The following is a 19,448-nucleotide window of genomic DNA, read 5'->3' on the forward strand; positions in this document are numbered from 1 at the left end:
GGGCGACACACCCCGTGCGGTTCTGGCGCATGCGGAGTTGAGGCGGTGCGGAGTCAGTGTGACGGACGCAGGTGAGAACCAGCCCTGATCTTGGCCAGGATCGCCGCCTCGGCCCGTGGCCAATCGTGCACGATCAGCGCATAGTCGAATCGGAGCGTCTCGTACCCGCGTTCGGCGGCGGCCGCATCGCGGCGCAGATCCTTGTGCCGAAACGATCTGCCGTCGTGATTCTCGCGGCCGTCGGTCTCGATGATGAGTCGATCGCCGACCAGGATGTCGGCCTCTCCGACGTCGTCGATGAGGACCTGGGTGCGCACGGTGATTCCGAGCTTGTGCAGGCGCAGTCGCACGAGTGATTCGAGCCCGCTGTCGGCGTCCGAACGGGCGAAGGCGATGAGCCACTTCAACGCAGGGGGGATTCTTCGCCGTAGCCAGTTCACACGGCCTGGCGGGAGCAGGTTCTGACGCAGTGCGGATTCCAACGCGGCGAAGAACACCTCTTCCCCTGCGCAATGGGCAATCTGCAGCAGCACGTTTGCGATAGGGGGCAAGCATTCGAGCTCGACGACACCGGCGTCCCAATGGATGACACACTGATCATCGACCTGGGCCTGATGCCCGGCACCGCCCAGCCAGACGTGGAGTGCACCCGCGTGCAGCATCCACAGGCCATGCAACCGACCTGCAACGGTGCACGCGGGGGACCCGCCGTGGGCGGCGGCATGCAGAAAAGCTTGGTCGGTATCGGTCGTGGCGTAGACGCCCCTGCGCACCCTGCGAATGCGGCCTTCACGTGCGGCACGGGAGATCTCACGGGCCGTGATTCCGGCGGCGCGCAGCTGCGTGGTGCGCGCGATCGGACCGATCCGCGCGAGAGCGGCATCCGCAGTGCTGAAGGTCACCCGTCGAGAGTGTCGACTTCGTGCGGGGCACGGCGGTGGCGGGAACGCGATTGTGCAGAAGGCGCGCCGCGGTGGCATCCGTGCAGGAATCGGATCAGCGTGTCGTCGTGCGGGAGCCCTGACGACTGTGCGGCGTGTCGATTCCGACACGCCGCACATCAGGGCAGAGCTCCCGCAGGAGCGAACCCGCCGTTATCCGAAACGGCCGGAGACGTAGTCTTCCGTGGCCTGCACGGACGGCGTCGTGAAGATCGTCGCGGTGTCGTCGTACTCGATGAGCTTTCCGGGCTTGCCGGTGCCGGCGATGTTGAAAAACGCCGTCTTGTCGCTCACACGCGACGCCTGCTGCATGTTGTGGGTCACGATCACGATCGTGTACTCGTTCTTGAGCTCGGCGATCAGCTCTTCGATCGCGTAGGTCGAGATCGGGTCGAGGGCCGAGCAGGGCTCGTCCATGAGGAGCACCTGCGGCTCGACGGCGATCGCACGGGCGATGCACAGACGCTGCTGCTGGCCACCGGAGAGACCCGAGCCGGGACGGTCCAGGCGATCTTTGACCTCGTTCCAGAGGTTCGCGCCGCGCAGCGAGCGCTCGACGAGGTCGTCGGCGTCGGACTTCGCCATGCGCGTGTTGTTGAGGCGCACACCGGCGAGCACGTTCTCACGGATCGACATCGTGGGGAACGGGTTCGGCCGCTGGAACACCATGCCGATCTGGCGGCGCACGAGCACGGGGTCGACGCCGGGACCGTAGAGGTCGTCGCCGTCGAGCAGGACCTTGCCCTCGACGCGGGCGCCCGGGATGACCTCGTGCATGCGGTTCAGCGTGCGCAGGAATGTCGACTTGCCGCAGCCCGACGGGCCGATGAACGCGGTGACGCTGCGCGGTTCGATGTCGAGGGCGACACCCTCGACGGCCAGGAAGTCGCCGTAGTAGACGTTGAGGTCATTGACTTCGATGCTCTTGGACAATTCGGGTTCCTCAGATCTGTGAGTCGAGAGAAGTGGGCGCTCAGCGGCTCGTGGCCGGAGCGAAGAACTTGGCGATGAGGCGGGCGACGAGGTTCAGCAGCATCACGATGAGGATGAGCACGAGCGCTGCCGCCCAGGCGCGGTTGACGTACGCCTCGGCCGGGAGGCCCTGGTTCATGTACTGCGTGTAGACGAACACCGGGAGCGTCATCATGCGGCCGTCGGTGAGGTTGTAGTTCATCGACGCGGTGAATCCGGCGGTGATGAGCAGCGGAGCGGTCTCGCCGATCACGCGGGCGATGGCCAGCATGATGCCGGTGGTGATTCCCGCGATCGAGGTGGGGAGCACGACCTTGAGGATCGTCAGCCACTTCGGCACACCCAGCGCGTAGGACGCCTCGCGGAGTTCGTTGGGCACGAGGCGCAGCATCTCTTCGCTGGAGCGCACCACGACCGGGATCATCAGCACGGCGAGCGACAGAGCGCCCATGATGCCCATGCGGACGCCGGGGCCGAGCAGCAGAGCGAACAGCGCGTAGATGAAGAGACCCGCGACGATTGAGGGGATGCCGGTCATGACGTCCACGAGGAACGTGATGCCGCGTGCGAGCGGACCGCGACCGTATTCGATCAGGTAGATCGCGGTGAACAGGCCGATCGGGATCGAGATGACCGCGGCGGCCAGGGTGATGAGGACCGTGCCCATGATGGCGTGCAGAGCGCCACCGCCCTCGCCGACCACGTTGCGCATAGAACTGCTGAAGAACTCGGCCGTCAGACCCGCGACACCGTTGGAGATGACCGTGAAGCCGACGGAGATCAGCGGCACGAGCGCGATCGCGAAGGCGGAGGTCACCAGGCCCGTGACCAGGCGGTCGGTGGCCTTGCGGCGTCCCTCGACGACACCGGAGATGACCGTGATGAGCACAAGGTAGAGCAGAACGCCGATGACGGTCGCGCCCACGACGTTCGGGCCTTCGCCGGCGGTCGCCCCCAGCAGGGTGAAGACCGCGAAGGAGATCGCGAGCGACAGGCCGAGCAGTGCCCAGGGAGACCACTCGGGGAGGCGTCCGCTGGTGAGGCGCGTCGGCGGCGAGAGCACGACGGCCGACGGAGTAGGGGTGAGGTCGGTGAGAGTCATGTCAGTTCGCTCCCGAGAAGTCCTTGCGACGGTTCACGATCATGCGCGCGATGGCGTTGACCAGGAATGTCACGACGAAGAGGATGAGGCCGGTCGCGATCAGCACGTTGACGTTGACGCCGTAGGCCTCGGGGAACGTCTGCGCGATGTTGGCCGGGATCGTGTTGGGGTTCTCAGCGGTGAACAGGCGGAAGTTGATGCCGCCGGAGGCCGACAGCACCATCGCGACGGCCATGGTCTCGCCGAGGGCGCGGCCGAGGCCGAGCATGGCGGCCGAGACGATGCCGCCGCGGGCGAAGGGCAGAACTGCCATGCGGATCATCTCCCAGCGCGTGGCACCGAGGGCGAGAGCGGCTTCTTCGTGCAGACCAGGAGTCTGCAGGAAGATCTCGCGGCAGATGGCGGTCATGATGGGCAGCACCATCACGGCGAGGACGATGGCGGCGGTGAAGATCGTGCGGCCGGTGCCCGAGACGGGGCCGGCGAAGAGCGGGAACCAGCCGGCGTTCTCGACGAGCCAGGAGTATGCGGGCTGGACGGCGGGTGCGAGCACGCCGATGCCCCACAGGCCGAAGACGACCGAGGGGACGGCCGCGAGCAGATCGACGACGTAGCCGAGCGACTGCGAGAGCTTGCGGGGCGCATAGTGCGAGATGAAGAGCGCGACGGCGACCGAGAGCGGCACGGCCATCAGGAGCGCGAGTGCCGCGGCCCAGACGGTGCCGAAGGCAAGGGGGGCGACGTAGTCCCAGAAGTTCCCGTCACGAAGGACGCTGGCGTCCTCGCCGGTCGCGGTCATGCCCGGGATCGACTGGACGACGAGGAAGACGGCGACCGCTGCGAGGGTGACGAGGATCATCGAGCCCGCGAAGAGCGCGGAGCCGGAGAACCAGCGATCGCCGGCGCGCTGCTTCGCCTTGGCGGGGGCCGGGGCCGTGGTTGTCATCTCGGGGCTTTCCCTCATTCAGGTCGGGTGGAGCGGGAGGGTGGTGGTGGGCTCGACAAGATGCCGTCGAGCCCACCGGGTGGCTTACTTCGCCGAGATCAGGTCGATCGCGGTCTGTGCCTTGGTGCGGATCGTGTCCGAGATCGGTGCGCTGCCGGCGGCGGCTGCGGCGGCTTCCTGGCCCTCGGTGCTGATCGCGGTGGTGAAGAAGCCCTTCACGAGGTCAGCCTGGGCTGCGTCGGCGTAGGTCTCGCACGCGATGAGGTAGCTCACCAGGACGATCGGGTACACGCCGGCCTCGGCAGAGGTGCGGTCGAGCTTGACGGCGAGGTCTCCCTCACCGCGACCCTCCTCGAGCGGCGATGCGTCGACGATGGCCGCTGCGGCCTCGGGGGAGTACGGGACGAACTCGTCGCCGACCTTGATCGAAACGGTGCCGAGCGAACCGGCGCGCGAGGCGTCGGCGTAGCCGATCGTGCCGGCGCCACCCTCGACGGCCTGCACGACACCCGAGGTGCCCTGCGCGGACTCGCCCGAGGCGATGGGCCACTCTTCGACGGAACCGTGGGTCCAGACGTCTCCCGCGGCAGCCGCGAGGTAGTCGGTGAAGTTGCCCGTGGTGCCCGACTTGTCGGCGCGGTGGACGGGGTTGATGGCGAGGTCAGGGAGCTTCGCGTCGGGGTTCTCCGCCACGATGGCCGGGTCGTTCCACTTGGTGATCGTGCCGGCGAAGATGCCTGCGACGGTCGCCGCGTCAAGGTTGAGCGATTCGACGCCCTCGACGTTGAAGATGATCGCGATCGGCGAGATGTAGGCGGGGACCTCGACGATGCCCGAATCTGCCGCGCAGCCCTCGAACGTCAGCTCGTCCAGCTCAGAGGTCTTGAAGGCGCGGTCGGAACCGGCGAAGGCGAAGGCACCTGCGGCGAAGGATTCGCGGCCCGTGCCGGATCCGGCCGGGTCGTAGTCGACGGTCACATCGGGGTTCGCCGTCTGGAAGGACTTCGTCCACGCGGCCACGGCGACTTCCTGCGAGGAAGCGCCACCACCGACGAGGTTGCCGGAAAGCGTGGGGCCCTCGGGGGCGGTGCTGCCCTCGGGGGCTGCCTCGTTCGCGGCACAGCCGGCGAGTGCGAGAGCGGCCACCGCGCCGATGGCGGTGATGCGAGCAATGCGAGAGATCTTCACTGTGGATCCGTTCGATTCAGTGGATGGGTTAGGCCCGGTGCAGGGCACTCACTGACGTTAGAAGCGTGTGTTAACCAGAGTGATCCCCCCGGGTAAACGGAAGGTGAACGGCAGGCGGCGAAGCAGAGACGCCCCGCGGATTCACGCGTTGGGCGCGTGCGTCTCGATCGAGATGATTCCGGATCCGGGGTTCGTCGCCGACAGATGCACGACGCTGAACGCTCCGACGGGGAGATCCGCGGCGCTGCTCAGATACGAACCCTGCAGCGTGCCGGTGGCGAGGGCGATCTCTCGAAGGATGTCGGGGAGGACCGGGCCGTGACTGCAGACGACCGCGGCCTTGCCGGATCGGATGCGCTTGCCGATGACCGCGCGGACATCGGATGTGCCGTCTTCCCAGGCATCCTGACTGAGGAGCGCTGTCTGCCGGGGCGTGCGCGAGAGCCCGCGGGCGAGAGGCGCGACGGTCTCCACACAGCGGACGGCGTCACTGGTGACGATCCGTCGCGTGCCGAAGGAACGGAGCGCGCCGACGATGTTCTGGGCCTGTGCCTGCCCGCGGGGCGTCAGCGGACGCGAGGCATCCGCGCCGTCCCACTCCGAGCGCGCAACCGCCTTCGCATGACGCAGCGCGATGATCGGGAAGGTGTGCAGGATGCCATCGGCGATGAGTCGTTCGAACTCGTCGAGGATCTCGACATCGACGGGGTAGCTGAGCCGGGCACGTGCCTTCTTGAGGCTGACCCACTCGATCGCGGCGATCTCGCGGTTCGGCACGAACGCCGACTGCCGGATCGCCTGATCGGTCGCCTCGGCCGACCAGTAGTGCACGACCTTCGTCTTGCGATTGGTCATCTGGTAGCGCGAGACGCCGACCGGAACGCCGAGGATGACGCGGATCCCGGTCTCCTCGAAGATCTCTCGCGCTGCGGTCTGCGCGAGCATCTCGCCGGGGTCGACCTTGCCTTTGGGGAGGGTGACGTCGCGGTACTTGGTGCGGTGGATCAGCAGCAGCCGCAGCTTGCCGTCGATGAGCCGCCAGACCACCCCGCCTGCGGCGTAGACCGCAGATTCGCTCATCGCACCGACCGCGTCCGACGACGCCGCTGGATCTGCGACATCGTGCGGTTCTGCAGATCGGCGAGTGGCTTGCCGGTGGCGCTGACCGTGTGACGTTCCCACACGCCGCCTGCGCCGAGTCGCCAGGCGAGCGTGTTCTCATCGAATGCGCCGTCGAAGAAGGACAGCAGCTCTTCGACGTGGGCGGGCGCGGAGACCCGGACGAGTGCCTCGATCCGGCGGTCGAGGTTGCGGTGCATCATGTCGGCGCTGCCGATGTACACCTGTGGGTCGCCGTCGTTGTCGAACGCGAAGATGCGTGAGTGCTCGAGGTAGCGGCCGACGATGCTGCGCACCGTGATGTTGTCGGTCACACCGGGGAGGTCGGTGCGCAGGCTGCAGATGCCGCGCACCCAGACGTCCACGCGCACGCCCGCTTCGCTGGCGCGGTAGAGCGCGTCGATGATCTGCTCGTCGACCATCGAGTTGACCTTGATGCGGATGTGGGCGGGTTTGCCGGCGATGGCGTGCGCCCGCTCGCGGTCGATCAGGCGCAGGAGGCCCTTGCGCAGGTGCAGCGGCGCGACGAGAAGCCGCTTGAACTTCTTCTCGATCGCGTAGCCGCTGAGCTCGTTGAACAGCCGGGTGAGGTCTTTTCCGACCTGCGGGTCGGCGGTGAAGAGCCCGAGGTCCTCGTACACGCGGCTCGTCTTCGGGTTGTAGTTGCCCGTCCCGACGTGCGAGTAGTGGCGCAGCATCCCGTCTTCCTGACGGATGACGAGTGCGAGCTTGCAGTGCGTCTTCAGCCCGACAAGGCCGTAGACGACGTGCACGCCCGCCTTCTCGAGCTTGCGCGCCCAGACGATGTTGTTGGCCTCGTCGAATCGGGCCTTGACCTCTACGAGTGCGAGGACCTGCTTGCCGGCCTCTGCCGCGTCGATGAGCGCCTGCACGATGGGGCTGTCGCCGGAGGTGCGGTAGAGCGTCTGCTTGATGGCGAGCACGTGCGGGTCGCGTGCGGCCTGCTCGAGGAACGCCTGCACGCTCGTCGTGAACGACTCGTACGGGTGGTGCACGAGCACATCCGCCTTGCGCAGCGCGCGGAAGATGTCGCCGCGCTCGCGGCCGTCGCCGGGCTGGAACGCGACCGCTGTCGTGGGGACATGCGGGGGATAGTGCAGGTCGGGACGGTCGATGCGCGCGATGTCGAAGAGGCCGCCGAGGTCGAGCGGGCCGGGGAGGCGATAGACCTCCTGATTGGTGATGTCGAGCTCCTTGATCAGCAGATCGAGGGTGACGTCATCCATGTCATCGGTGATCTCGAGGCGGATCGGCGGACCGAAGCGCCGACGCAGGAGCTCGGCCTCAAGAGCCTGGATCAGGTTCTCGCTCTCGTCCTCTTCGATCTCGACGTCCTCGTTCCGGGTGAGGCGGAAGGCGTGGTGATCGAGCACCTCCATGCCGGGGAAGAGGTCGCCGAGGTGATTGGCGATGAGCTCTTCCAGGCGGATGAAGCGCAGCCCGCCATCACTGCCCGGCACCTGCACGAAGCGGGGGAGCATGGGGGGAACCTTGAGACGCGCGAACTCCTGGCGGCCGGTGCGTGCGTTGCGAATGCGAATCGCGAGGTTGAGCGAGAGACCGGAGATGTAGGGGAACGGATGCGCCGGGTCGACCGCGAGCGGCATGAGTACCGGGAACACCTGCAACTGGAAGTACTCGGTCAGCGTCTCGCGTTCGTCGTCGGCGAGCTCGTTCCACTCGCAGACCTGGATTCCGGCATCGACGAGGGCCGGGCGGACGAGGTCGGTCCATGCTGCCGCGTGGCGGAGCTGGAGCTGGTGCGCCTCTGCCGAGATGTCGGCGAGGGCGTCGGCCGGTGCGCGACCGACGTTCGTCGGCACCGCGAGCCCCGTGATGATGCGGCGCTTGAGCCCCGCGACGCGCACCATGAAGAACTCGTCAAGGTTGCTCGCGAAGATGGCGAGGAAGTTGGCGCGCTCGAGCACCGGGATCGTCGGGTCCTCGCCGAGTTCGAGCACCCGCTGGTTGAACGCGAGCCAGCTCAGCTCACGGTCGAGGTAGCGGTTCTCCGGCAGATCCGAATCCGGTGCCTCGAAAGCCACATCGAAGTCGTCATCCTCAGCGTCGCCGAGGCCGGAATCTGCGAGTGCGGGATCCATCATGTGATTCATCATGGCACCCGTCGGTGACGCGCGAGTGAACTCGGTCGCGTTGCGTCGGTCGCGCGCGGCTCAGTCGGAAGCCCGCGCCGTGGCATGACTGTCATCGTCGTAGACATTGAAGCGGTAGCCGACGTTGCGCACCGTGCCGATGACCTGCTCATGGTCGCCGAGCTTGGCTCGCAGGCGGCGCACATGCACGTCGACCGTGCGCGTGCCGCCGAAGTAGTCGTAGCCCCAGACCTCGCTGAGTAGCTGCTCGCGCGTGAACACGCGAGAGGGATGCGTGGCGAGGAAGTGCAGCAGCTGGAACTCTTTGTAGGTCAGATCGAGCGCGCGGCCGTGGAGCTTCGCCGAGTAGGACTGCTCATCGATCGTGATTCCGGATGCCTGGACGCGCACGGGCTCGTCGTCCGTGGCGACTTCGCGGGAGAGAGCGAGGCGGATGCGGGCATCCACCTCTGCGGGGCCTGCGGTGTCGAGGATCATGTCGTCGATTCCCCAGTCGCCGTTCACCGCGCTCATGCCGCCCTCGGTCACGACCAGGAGCAGCGGTGCACGATGGCCCGTGGTGCGGATGAGCGTGCAGAGCGACTTCGCGGCGACGAGCGCCGTGCGGGCATCCACGATGACGAGGTCGGCATCCGGTGCCGTGACGAGTTCTGCGGGCTGCGCCGGAATGGTGCGGACCTGGTGGCTCAGGAGTTCGAGCGCGGGCAGGACACTCTCCGTGGTCGGAGATGATGTCAACACCAGCAGGAGAGCCAAGCGAGTCCTTTCGTGCGCCCCATGATAGCGCCGGCATGCCCACGGCCTCGCGCCATGAGTCACAATGGACACATGTCTGAACCGGCTCTCGCTCCGCGCAACGCCCTCGGCGGCATGGCGATCGTCTGGGTCGTGGGTGCTGTTGCGGCTGTCGCGATCGGGCTCTTCGTCCCGGAGGCCCTCGTCATGCCCTGGATGGTGATCGCCTTCGGCGGGTGTCTGCTGCTGTCGTTCGGCGTGCAGCTCGTCTACGGACGCACGCAGGGCTTCATCGTCCGCGTGGCGGGCAGCGCGCTCGGGGCTCTGCTTCTCATGGGGCTGTCCTCGGTGGGTTTCGCGCTCGCGACGATCCTGCACGTCTGAAACCTGCGATCGGCACGTCGCAGGCGCGGGAAAGCGCGGTAGAGTGGCCGTATGGACCTCGTCGCGCTCGAACTCTTCTTCGTTGGCCTGCTCGGCCTCGCCGGCCTCGCCATCGCCTTCGTCTCGGGCGCTGTGCTCGTCAACCTCTTCCGCGGCCAGCGCTGACCGGAGGATCGGCATGATCGACCTTCCGACCGATCTGCCCGCCGATCTCGCTCCTCTCTCGTGGCTCCTCGGTGTCTGGGAGGGCACGGGTGTCATCGAGTACGAGGCGGGCGGACACCATTTCACGGGTGAGTTCACGCACCGCGTGAGCTTCAGCCATGACGGTGGTCCCTTCTTGAACTACGCGGCGACCGCGTGGATGGCCGCCGAGGAGGGCGAGGCATCCATTCCGCTGGTCGCCGAGTCCGGCTTCTGGCGTCTCAGCCGCCCCGCGCTGCCGACCGATCCCGGTCCTGCGCTGCTTCCGCCGATCGGCACCGCCCCCGTGCGCACGGTGCACGATGTGGAAGAGCTGCGCAGCGAGCGCGGGGGGTTCCCGATCGAGGTCTCTATCGCGCATTCCGATGGCGGGCTCGAACTGTACCTCGGCGAGGTCAACGGACCGCGCATCGACATCGCCTCCGATGCGATCGTGCGCGCCGCGAGCGCCAAGGTCTACGGGGCAGCCAGCCGCATGTACGGTCTCGTCGACGGTCACCTGCTGTGGGCGTGGGACATTGCGGCGCTCGGCACCGAGATGCGCTCGCACGCCTCGGCGCGCCTGGCCCGGATGCCCTGATGTCCGCCTTCTCGCACATTCCCGGCGCGGTTCTCGATGACGATGTGGTGAGCCACTTCGGCGACCCGACGCGCGAACAACGCGCCCTTGATCGCGGTACGGCCCTGTCCCCACTCGGTGATCGGACGGTCGTCGAGGTTGAAGGTGCGGACCGCCTGACGTGGCTTGACTCGATCACGTCGCAATCGCTGCTTCGTCTGCAGCCCGGCGAGAGCACCGAGCTTCTCGTGCTGGATCCGCAGGGGCGCGTCGAGCACGCGGCCGGCGTCGTCGACGACGGTGTGAGCACCTGGCTGATCGCGGATGCGGGGGATGCCCCTGCACTGGCCGCGTGGCTGACGCGAATGGTGTTCCGCGCACGTGCGGTCGTGACGGTGCGCGACGACCTGAGCGCTGTCGGCGTCATCGCCGGCGGCGTGGCGGACGAGCTCGCGGTGGGCGCGGCCATCACCCCGCACGAGGTGCCTCTGGTGTGGAGCGACCCCTGGAGCACCGTGCAGCCGGGTGGTCACCAGTACCACCTCGGTGAGGATCATCCCGGTGCGGAGTATGCCTGGCGGATCGCGATCGTCGACGCAGACGCCACCGCGGCGCTGGTCGCGCGCGTCGATGCGCGCGAGGATGCCACGTGGGCGGGCACTCTCGCCGCCGAAGCGCTGCGTGTGGCCGCCTGGCGTCCGCGCTGGGCGCGTGAAGTCGATGACCGTTCGATCCCGCATGAGACGGATTGGATCCGCAGCGCCGTGCACCTGTCGAAGGGGTGCTACCGCGGGCAGGAGACAGTCGCGAAGGTGCACAATCTCGGGCACCCGCCGCGTCGGCTGACCGCGTTGCACCTCGACGGCAGCGACAGCATCTTCCCCGCGCCCGGTGACGTCGTGATCGCAGGGGACGACGAGGTCGGGCACATCACCTCGGTCGCCCGGCACTACGAGCTCGGGCCGATCGCGCTTGCGATCCTCAGCCGGCGTGCACCTGCCGATGCCCTCGTCGTGCGCACCGCAGACGGCGACGTCGCGGCCTCGCAGGAGATCATCGTGCCCGCAGAGGCGGGCGCGACCGCGAACGTTCCGCGTCTGACGCGTCTTTCGCGACGCCCCACCGCACCCGACCCGCGCGACGTTTGACGTCAGGGGAGCGGAGCCACCGCTTCCCACGGAACGGTGAGTTCGCCGAGACGCCAGCGCGTGCGCCCGCCGAGGATCGGCCAGCCCTGTGCGCGCAGCGCGGTCACGACCGCCAGGTAGCGCTGCACCGGCCCGAAGGTGCCGACGCCGGCGGCGCGATTCCACTCGCGGTCGAGGTCGCCCAGCAGCGCATGCACGCGCTCGCCGGGCACATTGCGATGGATCAGCGCCTTCGGCAGCCGTTCGGCGACGACGCTCGGCTGCTCCAGCCCGCGCAGACGCAGGGAGATCGTGAAACGCTGCGGCGCCGCATCCGCCCCCACATCCACCCAGCTGGACACCCGACCGATCTCATCACAGGTGCCCTCGATCAGCAGCCCGTCTGGTGCGAGACGCGAGGCCATCTGGGCCCACGCACCCGGAACCTCCGCCTCGTCGTACTGCCGGAGCACATTCATCGCGCGGATGATCGCCGGGCGCCGTCCGGCGGGCGCGGGCACCTCGAAACCGCCCCGGGCGAAGGACACCGGAAGATCCTGCGGAAACGGCCGTCCGCCGGTGCGGATCTCGGCCAACTGCTCACGGGCGACGCGCACGCGGTCCGGATCGAGCTCCAGCCCGAGCACCTCCGCGTCCGGACGCACGCGCACAAGCCGCGCGGCGAGCTCGAACGCGGTCACGCCGCTCGCTCCGTAGCCGAGATCCACGACGAGAGGATCAGCGGCGCGGCGGAAGGCCCCCGAGGCGGCGATCCACCGGTCATTGCGGCGGAGCCGATTCGTGCCCGTCGTCCCCCGGGTGGGGTGACCGAGAGGGGAGGGCGCCATTGCTCCATTCTTCCGCACGGCGCCCGGACGGATCGTCACGGGAGCATCGCTGCCAGCGGCCGTCGATAAGCTGGAGGCATGACTTCTCCGCGTACTCTCATTCTGCTCCGCCACGGCCGCAGCGAATGGAACGAGCTCAACCTGTTCACCGGCTGGGTCGACGTCCGCCTCAACGAGCAGGGCCGTGCCGAGGCCCAGCGCGGCGGTGAACTGCTGGCCGAGTCGGGCATCCTGCCCGACGTGCTGCACACCTCCATGCTGAGCCGCGCGATCCAGACCGCGAACATCGCGCTCGACGCGGCCGACCGCCTGTGGATCCCGGTGACCCGCAGCTGGCGCCTCAACGAGCGTCACTACGGTGCGCTGCAGGGCAAGGACAAGGCGCAGACTCTCGAAGAGTTCGGCCCCGAGCAGTTCCAGCTGTGGCGCCGCTCGTTCGACGTTCCGCCGCCCCCGCTCGACGACGACAGCGAGTTCAGCCAGGTGAACGACCCGCGCTACGTCGGCATCGACGGCGAGGTGCCCCGCACCGAGTCGCTGTCGATCGTCATCGATCGTCTGCTGCCGTACTGGAACGACGCGATCGTCCCCGATCTCGAGGCGGGCAAGACCGTCCTCGTCACGGCGCACGGCAACTCGCTGCGCGGTCTCGTCAAGCACCTCGAGAACATCAGCGATGAAGACATCGCCGAGCTCAACATCCCGACCGGCATCCCGCTGGTCTACGAGCTCGACGAGAACAACGTGCCGCTCGCCCCGGGTCGCTACCTCGACCCGGAGGCCGCAGCCGCCGGTGCCGCCGCGGTCGCCTCACAGGGCAAAAAGTAGTCGGCTAGACGGCCGAACAGACGAAGGGGCGGATGCTGCAGCATCCGCCCCTTCGTCATCTCTCGCCTCACAGCGCGAGAGATGACGCGTCCTACGCCTGGTCCTTGGTGATCGCGATGTCGATGGCGTCCGTGTCGGCGGCCCAGTCGCCGGTCGCGAGGTAGACGACCTTCTTGGCGACGGACACCGCGTGGTCGGCGAAGCGCTCGTGGTAACGGCTGGCGAGAGTCGCATCGACGGTCGCGGTTGCCTCGCCGCGCCAGTTCTCGCTCAGCACCTTCTCGAAGACGCGGGCGTGCAGCTCGTCGACGGCGTCATCCGCGTTGCGGATCTGGTCGGCGAGGCGCAGGTCCTGTGTGCGCAGCAGCTCGGACAGCGTGCGCGCGATCTCGACGTCACGCTCGCCCATGCTGACGAACGTGCTCTTCAGGCCCTTCGGAATCGCGCGCTCCGGGAAGCGGTAGCGAGCGAGCTGTGCGATGTGCTCGGCCATGTCGCCCATGCGCTCCAGCGACGCGCTGACACGCAGCGCGGTGACGACGATGCGCAGGTCGCGAGCAACCGGCTGCTGACGGGCGAGGATCTCGATGGCGATCTCGTCGAGCTCGAGAGCGCGCTCGTCGATGTGAGCGTCGTCGGCGATGACCTCCTCGGCCAGCGCGACGTCGCTCGTCGCGAAGGCGCGGGTGGCCTTGTCGATCGCGACGGCGATGAGGTCGGCGATCTCGACAAGGCGGGACTGCACGTCCTCGAGGGACTGATGGAAGACCTGGCGCATGGTGACGAACCTTTCTCGTCTAACGCCTCGCACATGCGCGAGACGCGGCGGATGAGCGGCACTCGACCGCACTCAGCGATTCTGTGCGCCGAAGGTTAACGGATGGTGCCGTGCACGTGAATACTAGGCCTCGACCTGCCTGATCCCGGGGCTACCCGCCGTTCATGTGCCGTTTCGACGCCTACGCTGGAGGCATGAACACCACGCAGCTGGCGCTGCTCGCCCTGATTCTCGGGGTGGCGATCGGGGCAGGGGTCACGGCGATCATCGTGGCCGCGTTGCGCGCCCGCGCACAGGCGCTCGTCCAGACGAGCTCGGAGCTGCCGGACGGCCTCGCCGCCGTGCTCTCCGGAATGGATGACGCCGCGTGCGCTGTGGATTCCTCCGGACTCGTGGTTGCGACATCCGCGGCGGCGTCGCATTTCGGGATCGTCTCGGGAACCACCCTCGAGAACCCCGACCTGCGCGCGCTCATCCGCGCGGTCCGCACCACCGGCTCGACCGACTCGCAGACGCTCCGGCTCGCCCGCGGCGGCATCAGCGTGGACTCGCGTCTCGTGTCCGCCCGGGCCAGCACACTCGGGCCGCGTCTCAGCCTTCTGATCGTGCGGGATGTCACGGAGCAGGAGCGTCTGGACCAGATGCGCAATGACTTCGTCGCGAACACGAGCCATGAGCTCAAGACGCCCGTGGGCGCGGTCACGCTGCTCGCTGAGGCGATCGAGATGGCCGCGGACGATCCCGCTCAGGTGCGCCAGTTCGCCTCCCGCATCACCGCGGAGGCCGGACGCCTGAACCAGCTCACCGGGCGCATCATGAGCCTGTCTCGGCTGCAGGCCGCCGACGGGCTCGGCGAGTTCGGTCCCGTCGCGCTCGACGAGGTCATCGCCGCCTCCGTCGAGGCGCATTTCGTGCAGGCCGATGGTGCGGGCGTCGAACTCTCCCGGGGCGGTGACCGCGGTGTGTGGGTACGCGGAGACGCGCAGATCCTCACCGAGGCGGTCGGCAACCTCATCACGAACGCGATCGCCTATTCGCCGCGCGGTTCCCGTGTCGGCGTCGGCGTCCGCTCCGACGGCGACATCGTCGAGATCGCTGTCACCGATCAGGGCATCGGCATCGCCGAGAGCGATCAGGAGCGCATCTTCGAGCGCTTCTACCGTGCCGATGAGGCGCGATCGCGCAGGACCGGTGGAACCGGGCTCGGGCTGTCGATCGTGAAGCACGCCACGCAGCGACACGGCGGCGAGGTGCGCGTGTGGTCGCGCGCCGGCCGCGGCTCCACCTTCACGATGCGGCTGCCTCAGGTCGACGCACCCGCGGCCGATCCGCATGACAAGAAGAAGCACAAGCGGAAACGACGCGACGAGCGCAAGACCGCCAAGGACGCGAATCGCACTGGATCCGCCCGCTCGAACAAGAAGAAGTCCCACCCCTCTAACGGAGATCAAGAATGACGCGCATCCTCCTCGTAGAAGACGAACCCGACCTCGCCGATCCGCTTGCATACCTGCTGCGCCGAGAAGGCTACGACGTCGAGATCGCAGAGGACGGGCCGTCCGCGATCGCCGCCTTCCGTGACAACGGCGCGGATGTCGTGCTGCTCGACCTCATGCTCCCGGGCGTTCCCGGCACCGAGGTGTGCCGCCAGATCCGCACCACCTCGAACGTGCCGATCATCATGCTCACAGCGAAGGACACCGAGGTCGACATCGTGGTCGGTCTCGAATTGGGTGCGGATGACTACATCACCAAGCCGTACTCGTCGCGTGAGCTGCTGGCGCGGATGCGCGCTGTGCTGCGCCGCGTCGTGCAGGCGGATGACGAGGTCGACGAGCGTGTGCTGGAGGCCGGCCGTGTCACTCTCGACATCGACCGTCACACCGTCGCCGTGGACCGCGAGGTCATCAACATGCCTCTCAAGGAGTTCGAGCTTCTTGAGGTGCTCATGCGCAACGCGGGGCGTGTGCTCACGCGTGGTCAGCTCATCGACCGCGTGTGGGGGAGTGACTACTTCGGCGACACCAAAACGCTCGATGTCCACATCAAGCGCATCCGGTCGCGCATCGAGCAGAGCCCGAGTGAGCCCGTCATGCTCGTGACCGTGCGCGGGCTCGGCTACCGGTTCGAGGGCTGAGCGCTCGCGTCAACCGATGGTGAGGGTGGCGAGAACGGCGAGATGATCGCTGGTGCCGGCGCGCAGCGTGTCGGAGCTGGCAACGGCGAAGCCTCGCTGGAACACGTGGTCGATGCGCACGACGGGGAACGTGGCGGGCCAGGTGAATCCGGTGCCGCCGTCTGTCGACCGTGCCCGAGTGAGCTCTGCGGACAGCGGCAGCAGCGCCGGGTCTGTCGTGGCGGCGTTGAAATCGCCGAGAGCGATCACTCGTGGAGCGTCGTCGTCGGCGATCGTTGTGGCCAGTTCTGCGAGCATCTCGTCTCGGGCGTCCTGCGCTCCGGGGCGCACCGACGCCGCGTGCACCAGGTAGACGGCGGTATCGCCCGCCGGTGCCTGCACAGTGACTCGCAGGGCGCGGTTCCAGCCCAGTCCGAGGTCGAGCGGCTCGCCGTCGGTGAGGGGAAGCGTGCTCCATATACCCACGGTGCCGACCGCGTAGGAGTAGGGGTATGACTCTGCGAGGACATCGGCGGCGGCGGTGCGGCTCTCCGCATCGAGCTCGGTGAGGGTCACGACATCTGGATGCTGCGCCATGAGGTCCTGCGCCGACGCGGCACCGCCGCCCGACTGCGCGCGCACGTTCTGGCTCGCGATCGAGATCGACGTCGTGCCGGGAGCGCTGGCGAACGCGGGCATCGCCGGAGCCGCGGCGATCAGGAACACGACGACGGCCGCGGATGCCGCGATCGCCGCGCGACGCACGAGGAGGAGGGTGGCGAGGGTCACGGCGATCGCGATGACGCCGAGTCCAGGCAGGAGCACGGCAACGGCCGTGCCGACGGGCCCGGGAATCCACCCGCAGAGCATGAGTGCGGCGAGGGCGAGATTGACACCGACCAGCACGCGCGCACCGCGGCGGCGCTTCTGGCGAATCGCAGGCGTCGACATAACTCTCCTCTCAGGCGGGTTTCATCATGGCGCACGGCAGCTGTGCGTCACCCGAGGCTCCGGACACATCGACGAAGGGCCCGTGCACAGTGCACGGGCCCTTCGTCGTGAAGTCTGGTGTTACTCGCTCGGAACGAGGTCGGCGTACTGCGCGAGCGATCCGTCGAGCACGGGAACCTGCACGAGCTGTCCCTCGGCGTCGCCGGTCTGGAAGTAGACCGCGACCGTCGAGCCGGGCATGACATCGAGGCCCTCGAGCAGCAGCGGCTCTGCGCTGGCGCCGAGGCTGACCGGGTTGCCGGGCTTGACCTTGACGGTCGCGGGTGCGAGGCCTTCGACCTCGATCGTGATGCTGGCCGTCTCCTGGGTGTCGTTGACGAGAGCCGCGACGAAGTTGCCGAGGGTGCCGTCTTCGCTGGCCACGATGAGTGCGTTGCGCACGAGCACGGGGCCGTCACCGGGAACGTTGACGCCGTCCGATGCCGAGTACTGGATCTGAGTCGCCACAGGCGAGATCATGGAGCAGCCGGTTGCGCCGACGATGACGGCAGCGCTGATGGCGAGAGACGCTACAAGGCGCGATTTCACGGGTCCTCCTGAGGTGCGGCGTGACAGTCCTCGACCATTCTAGGCCTTCCGCAGAGCCCGACTGTGTTGCACCTCCGCGCGATGTGCTCGGCAAACCCTAGTGCATGCCCGCTGTGGTATCCTGGAGATTGCCGAAAGGACACGACTTTATGCTTTTTGAGGTTGGCGAAACAGTCGTCTACCCGCACCACGGGGCCGCCACGATCATCGAGGTCAAAGACCGCGTGATCAAGGGTGAGACGAAGAAGTACCTGAAGCTCAATGTCACCCAGGGTGACCTGATCATTGAGGTTCCCGCCGAGAATGTTGATCTCGTCGGTGTCCGCGATGTCATCGGCCAGGAGGGTCTCGACCGCGTGTTCGAGGTTCTGCGCGCCCCCTTCACCGAAGAGCCGACCAACTGGTCGCGTCGGTACAAGGCGAACCTGGAGAAGCTTGCTTCGGGTGACGTCATCAAGGTGAGCGAGGTCGTCCGCGACCTCTGGCGCCGTGATCAGGATCGCGGTCTCTCCGCGGGTGAGAAGCGCATGCTGGCGAAGGCTCGTCAGATTCTGACGTCCGAGCTCGCTCTCGCCGAGAAGACCGACGAAGAGAAGGCCGGAGCGCTTCTCGACGAGGTGCTCGCTTCCTGAGCGACGACACGATTCACGAAAGAGGCGGATGCTCCGGCATCCGCCTCTTTCGTGTTGTGGGCACGAGCCGCGACCGCGGGTAACGTGAGAGCGTGACTCTCCTCGCTGTGCCGCAGACCGCGATCATCATCGTTGCCGGAGGCTCCGGCACTCGCCTCGGTGCTGGAGTACCCAAGGCCTTCGTCGGTATCGATCAGCGCAGCATCCTGCGGCACGCCCTCGACGGCGTCTTCGCCGCCGAGACGGCGCAGGTGATCATCGTCGCGCCCGCCGGATACGAGGGCGAGGCGGAGGCGGAGGCGCAGACGGCCGCCGGGGATCGGATGCCCCTGGTCCGCGTCGTCACAGGAGGCGCCACACGGCACGATTCCGTCGCGGCAGGGCTTGCGGAGGTGTGGGCGGACATCACGACCGTTCTCGTGCATGATGCTGCGCGCGCGCTCACGCCACCGGAGCTGATCAACGCCGTCGCCGCCGCGGTGACACCCGACTCCGGGGTGATTCCCGCGCTCGCCGTGATCGACACGCTCAAGCGGGTAGAAGCTGACAGCGTGACCGCGGCGGTGGACCGCTCAGTGCTGGTCGCCGCACAGACGCCGCAGGGGTTCCCGCGGGCGCTTCTCGTCGCTGCGTTCGCCGCGGCCGAGCCGGGCGTCGAGTACACCGACGACGCGCAGCTCTTCGCCGCGTCCGGCTACCCGGTGCGTCGTATCGAGGGCTCCGAGAGGGCCTTCAAGATCACGACGCCGGCTGATCTGGAGCGCGCGCGGATGCTCTTGGCCCCGCGTGTTCCGGCTGCGGCAATTCCTCGGGTGGGCATCGGCACCGATGTGCACGCCTTCGGCGGCGAAGGCTCGCTGTGGCTGGCGGGGCTGGAATGGCCGGGGGAGACGCCGCTGTCCGGGCACTCCGACGGTGACGCCGTGGCGCACGCGATCGTGGATGCGCTTCTCGGCGCGGCGGGGCTCGGTGACATCGGTCAGCACTTCGGCACGGCGCATCCGGAGTTCGCCGGCGCGCACGCCGATGTCTTCCTGCGGCGCACGCGCGAGCTGCTGCACGAGGCCGGCTTCACGATCGGCAACGTCTCGGTGCAGTTCCAGGCGAATCGCCCTCGTTTCAGTGCCCGTCGGGCCGAAGCCGAAGCCGTGCTCTCGGCCGCGCTCGGTGGCGCACCCGTGGCTGTCGGGGCGACCACGACGGACGGGCTCGGCTTCCCGGGGCGCAGCGAAGGCATCTCCGTGACCGCGGTTGCCGTCGTTTTTCCGATCTGATCTGGGTCGCGCGCGACACGC

At 67.8% G+C, this 19,448-nt stretch carries 20 protein-coding genes; 8 read left to right on the forward strand and 12 right to left on the reverse strand.

Going from position 1 to position 19,448, the window contains the following annotated elements:
* Positions 1–53: 53 nt before the first annotated feature.
* From AC1REM_RS08045 to AC1REM_RS08080, 8 genes are all read right to left on the reverse strand, one after another.
* Positions 54–902 carry an endonuclease domain-containing protein gene (locus AC1REM_RS08045; protein WP_492514158.1) on the reverse strand — a complete coding sequence of 283 codons (849 nt, stop codon included), beginning with the start codon at positions 900–902 and terminating at the stop codon, positions 54–56.
* Between the two features lie 192 nt (positions 903–1,094).
* Positions 1,095–1,874, reverse strand: a complete 780-nt coding sequence (gene pstB, locus AC1REM_RS08050) for a phosphate ABC transporter ATP-binding protein PstB (RefSeq protein ID WP_204939335.1) — start codon at positions 1,872–1,874, stop codon at positions 1,095–1,097.
* A 40-nt stretch (positions 1,875–1,914) separates the two neighbouring features.
* Positions 1,915–3,015 (reverse strand): phosphate ABC transporter permease PstA, encoded by a 1,101-nt coding sequence (gene pstA, locus AC1REM_RS08055; protein ID WP_492514159.1) that lies wholly within the window; start codon positions 3,013–3,015, stop codon positions 1,915–1,917.
* Position 3,016: 1 nt separating this feature from the next.
* Positions 3,017–3,961 carry a phosphate ABC transporter permease subunit PstC gene (gene pstC, locus AC1REM_RS08060; RefSeq protein WP_204939337.1) on the reverse strand — a complete coding sequence of 315 codons (945 nt, stop codon included), beginning with the start codon at positions 3,959–3,961 and terminating at the stop codon, positions 3,017–3,019.
* An 84-nt stretch (positions 3,962–4,045) separates the two neighbouring features.
* Positions 4,046–5,149 carry a phosphate ABC transporter substrate-binding protein PstS gene (locus tag AC1REM_RS08065; RefSeq protein WP_492514160.1) on the reverse strand — a complete coding sequence of 368 codons (1,104 nt, stop codon included), beginning with the start codon at positions 5,147–5,149 and terminating at the stop codon, positions 4,046–4,048.
* Between the two features lie 141 nt (positions 5,150–5,290).
* Entirely contained in the window at positions 5,291–6,229 is a 939-nt protein-coding gene (locus AC1REM_RS08070; RefSeq protein WP_492514161.1) for an NUDIX hydrolase, read from the reverse strand.
* Entirely contained in the window at positions 6,226–8,394 is a 2,169-nt protein-coding gene (locus AC1REM_RS08075) for an RNA degradosome polyphosphate kinase (protein WP_492514162.1), read from the reverse strand. The genes AC1REM_RS08070 and AC1REM_RS08075 overlap by 4 nt, the downstream gene beginning before the upstream one ends.
* Before the next feature lie 69 nt (positions 8,395–8,463).
* A complete protein-coding gene (locus AC1REM_RS08080) occupies positions 8,464–9,159 on the reverse strand; it encodes a winged helix-turn-helix domain-containing protein (RefSeq protein WP_492514163.1) in 696 nt (231 codons plus the stop codon).
* Positions 9,160–9,231: 72 nt separating this feature from the next.
* Here AC1REM_RS08080 and AC1REM_RS08085 point away from each other — a divergent pair, with 72 nt between their 5' ends.
* The 3 genes from AC1REM_RS08085 (at position 9,232) to ygfZ (ending at position 11,433) form a co-directional block, all read left to right on the forward strand.
* The gene (locus AC1REM_RS08085; protein WP_204939342.1) at positions 9,232–9,522 is read left to right on the forward strand and encodes a hypothetical protein; all 291 of its coding nucleotides are present in this window, start codon (positions 9,232–9,234) and stop codon (positions 9,520–9,522) included.
* Between the two features lie 178 nt (positions 9,523–9,700).
* Positions 9,701–10,306 (forward strand): heme-binding beta-barrel domain-containing protein, encoded by a 606-nt coding sequence (locus AC1REM_RS08090; protein ID WP_492514164.1) that lies wholly within the window; start codon positions 9,701–9,703, stop codon positions 10,304–10,306.
* Complete coding sequence (gene ygfZ / locus AC1REM_RS08095; protein ID WP_492514165.1) at positions 10,306–11,433, forward strand: CAF17-like 4Fe-4S cluster assembly/insertion protein YgfZ; 1,128 nt, start codon at positions 10,306–10,308, stop codon at positions 11,431–11,433. Before AC1REM_RS08090 ends, ygfZ begins: the two co-directional genes overlap by 1 nt.
* A gap of 2 nt (positions 11,434–11,435) precedes the next feature.
* Here ygfZ and AC1REM_RS08100 read toward each other — a convergent pair whose 3' ends face one another.
* Positions 11,436–12,260: a class I SAM-dependent methyltransferase gene (locus tag AC1REM_RS08100; RefSeq protein ID WP_492514166.1), complete on the reverse strand. Its 825-nt coding sequence runs from the start codon at positions 12,258–12,260 to the stop codon at positions 11,436–11,438.
* A 78-nt stretch (positions 12,261–12,338) separates the two neighbouring features.
* On the opposite strand from AC1REM_RS08100, the gene AC1REM_RS08105 reads away from it, so the two are divergent.
* Entirely contained in the window at positions 12,339–13,088 is a 750-nt protein-coding gene (locus tag AC1REM_RS08105) for a phosphoglyceromutase (protein WP_204939346.1), read from the forward strand.
* 91 nt (positions 13,089–13,179) lie between these two features.
* Here the strand turns inward: AC1REM_RS08105 and phoU are convergent, their stop codons facing one another.
* Positions 13,180–13,866, reverse strand: coding sequence for a phosphate signaling complex protein PhoU (phoU, locus tag AC1REM_RS08110; protein WP_204939347.1), 687 nt, complete (start codon positions 13,864–13,866; stop codon positions 13,180–13,182).
* A gap of 194 nt (positions 13,867–14,060) precedes the next feature.
* Here phoU and AC1REM_RS08115 point away from each other — a divergent pair, with 194 nt between their 5' ends.
* Both AC1REM_RS08115 and AC1REM_RS08120 read left to right on the forward strand, forming a co-directional pair.
* Positions 14,061–15,323: a sensor histidine kinase gene (locus tag AC1REM_RS08115; protein ID WP_492514167.1), complete on the forward strand. Its 1,263-nt coding sequence runs from the start codon at positions 14,061–14,063 to the stop codon at positions 15,321–15,323.
* Positions 15,320–16,003, forward strand: a complete 684-nt coding sequence (locus AC1REM_RS08120; RefSeq protein WP_492514168.1) for a response regulator — start codon at positions 15,320–15,322, stop codon at positions 16,001–16,003. The genes AC1REM_RS08115 and AC1REM_RS08120 overlap by 4 nt, the downstream gene beginning before the upstream one ends.
* Positions 16,004–16,012: 9 nt before the next feature.
* Here the strand turns inward: AC1REM_RS08120 and AC1REM_RS08125 are convergent, their stop codons facing one another.
* Both AC1REM_RS08125 and AC1REM_RS08130 read right to left on the reverse strand, forming a co-directional pair.
* Positions 16,013–16,933, reverse strand: coding sequence for an endonuclease/exonuclease/phosphatase family protein (locus tag AC1REM_RS08125; RefSeq protein ID WP_492514169.1), 921 nt, complete (start codon positions 16,931–16,933; stop codon positions 16,013–16,015).
* A gap of 120 nt (positions 16,934–17,053) precedes the next feature.
* Positions 17,054–17,521, reverse strand: coding sequence for a DNA modification methylase (locus tag AC1REM_RS08130; RefSeq protein WP_492514170.1), 468 nt, complete (start codon positions 17,519–17,521; stop codon positions 17,054–17,056).
* 149 nt (positions 17,522–17,670) lie between these two features.
* Between AC1REM_RS08130 and AC1REM_RS08135 the strand changes: the two genes are divergently transcribed.
* Positions 17,671–18,153 (forward strand): CarD family transcriptional regulator, encoded by a 483-nt coding sequence (locus AC1REM_RS08135; protein ID WP_045273462.1) that lies wholly within the window; start codon positions 17,671–17,673, stop codon positions 18,151–18,153.
* 92 nt (positions 18,154–18,245) lie between these two features.
* Positions 18,246–19,427 (forward strand): 2-C-methyl-D-erythritol 4-phosphate cytidylyltransferase, encoded by a 1,182-nt coding sequence (gene ispD / locus AC1REM_RS08140; protein WP_492514171.1) that lies wholly within the window; start codon positions 18,246–18,248, stop codon positions 19,425–19,427.
* Positions 19,428–19,448: the final 21 nt, after the last annotated feature.

The organism is Microbacterium sp. GW823-FHT02G05 (genome assembly GCF_058797175.1).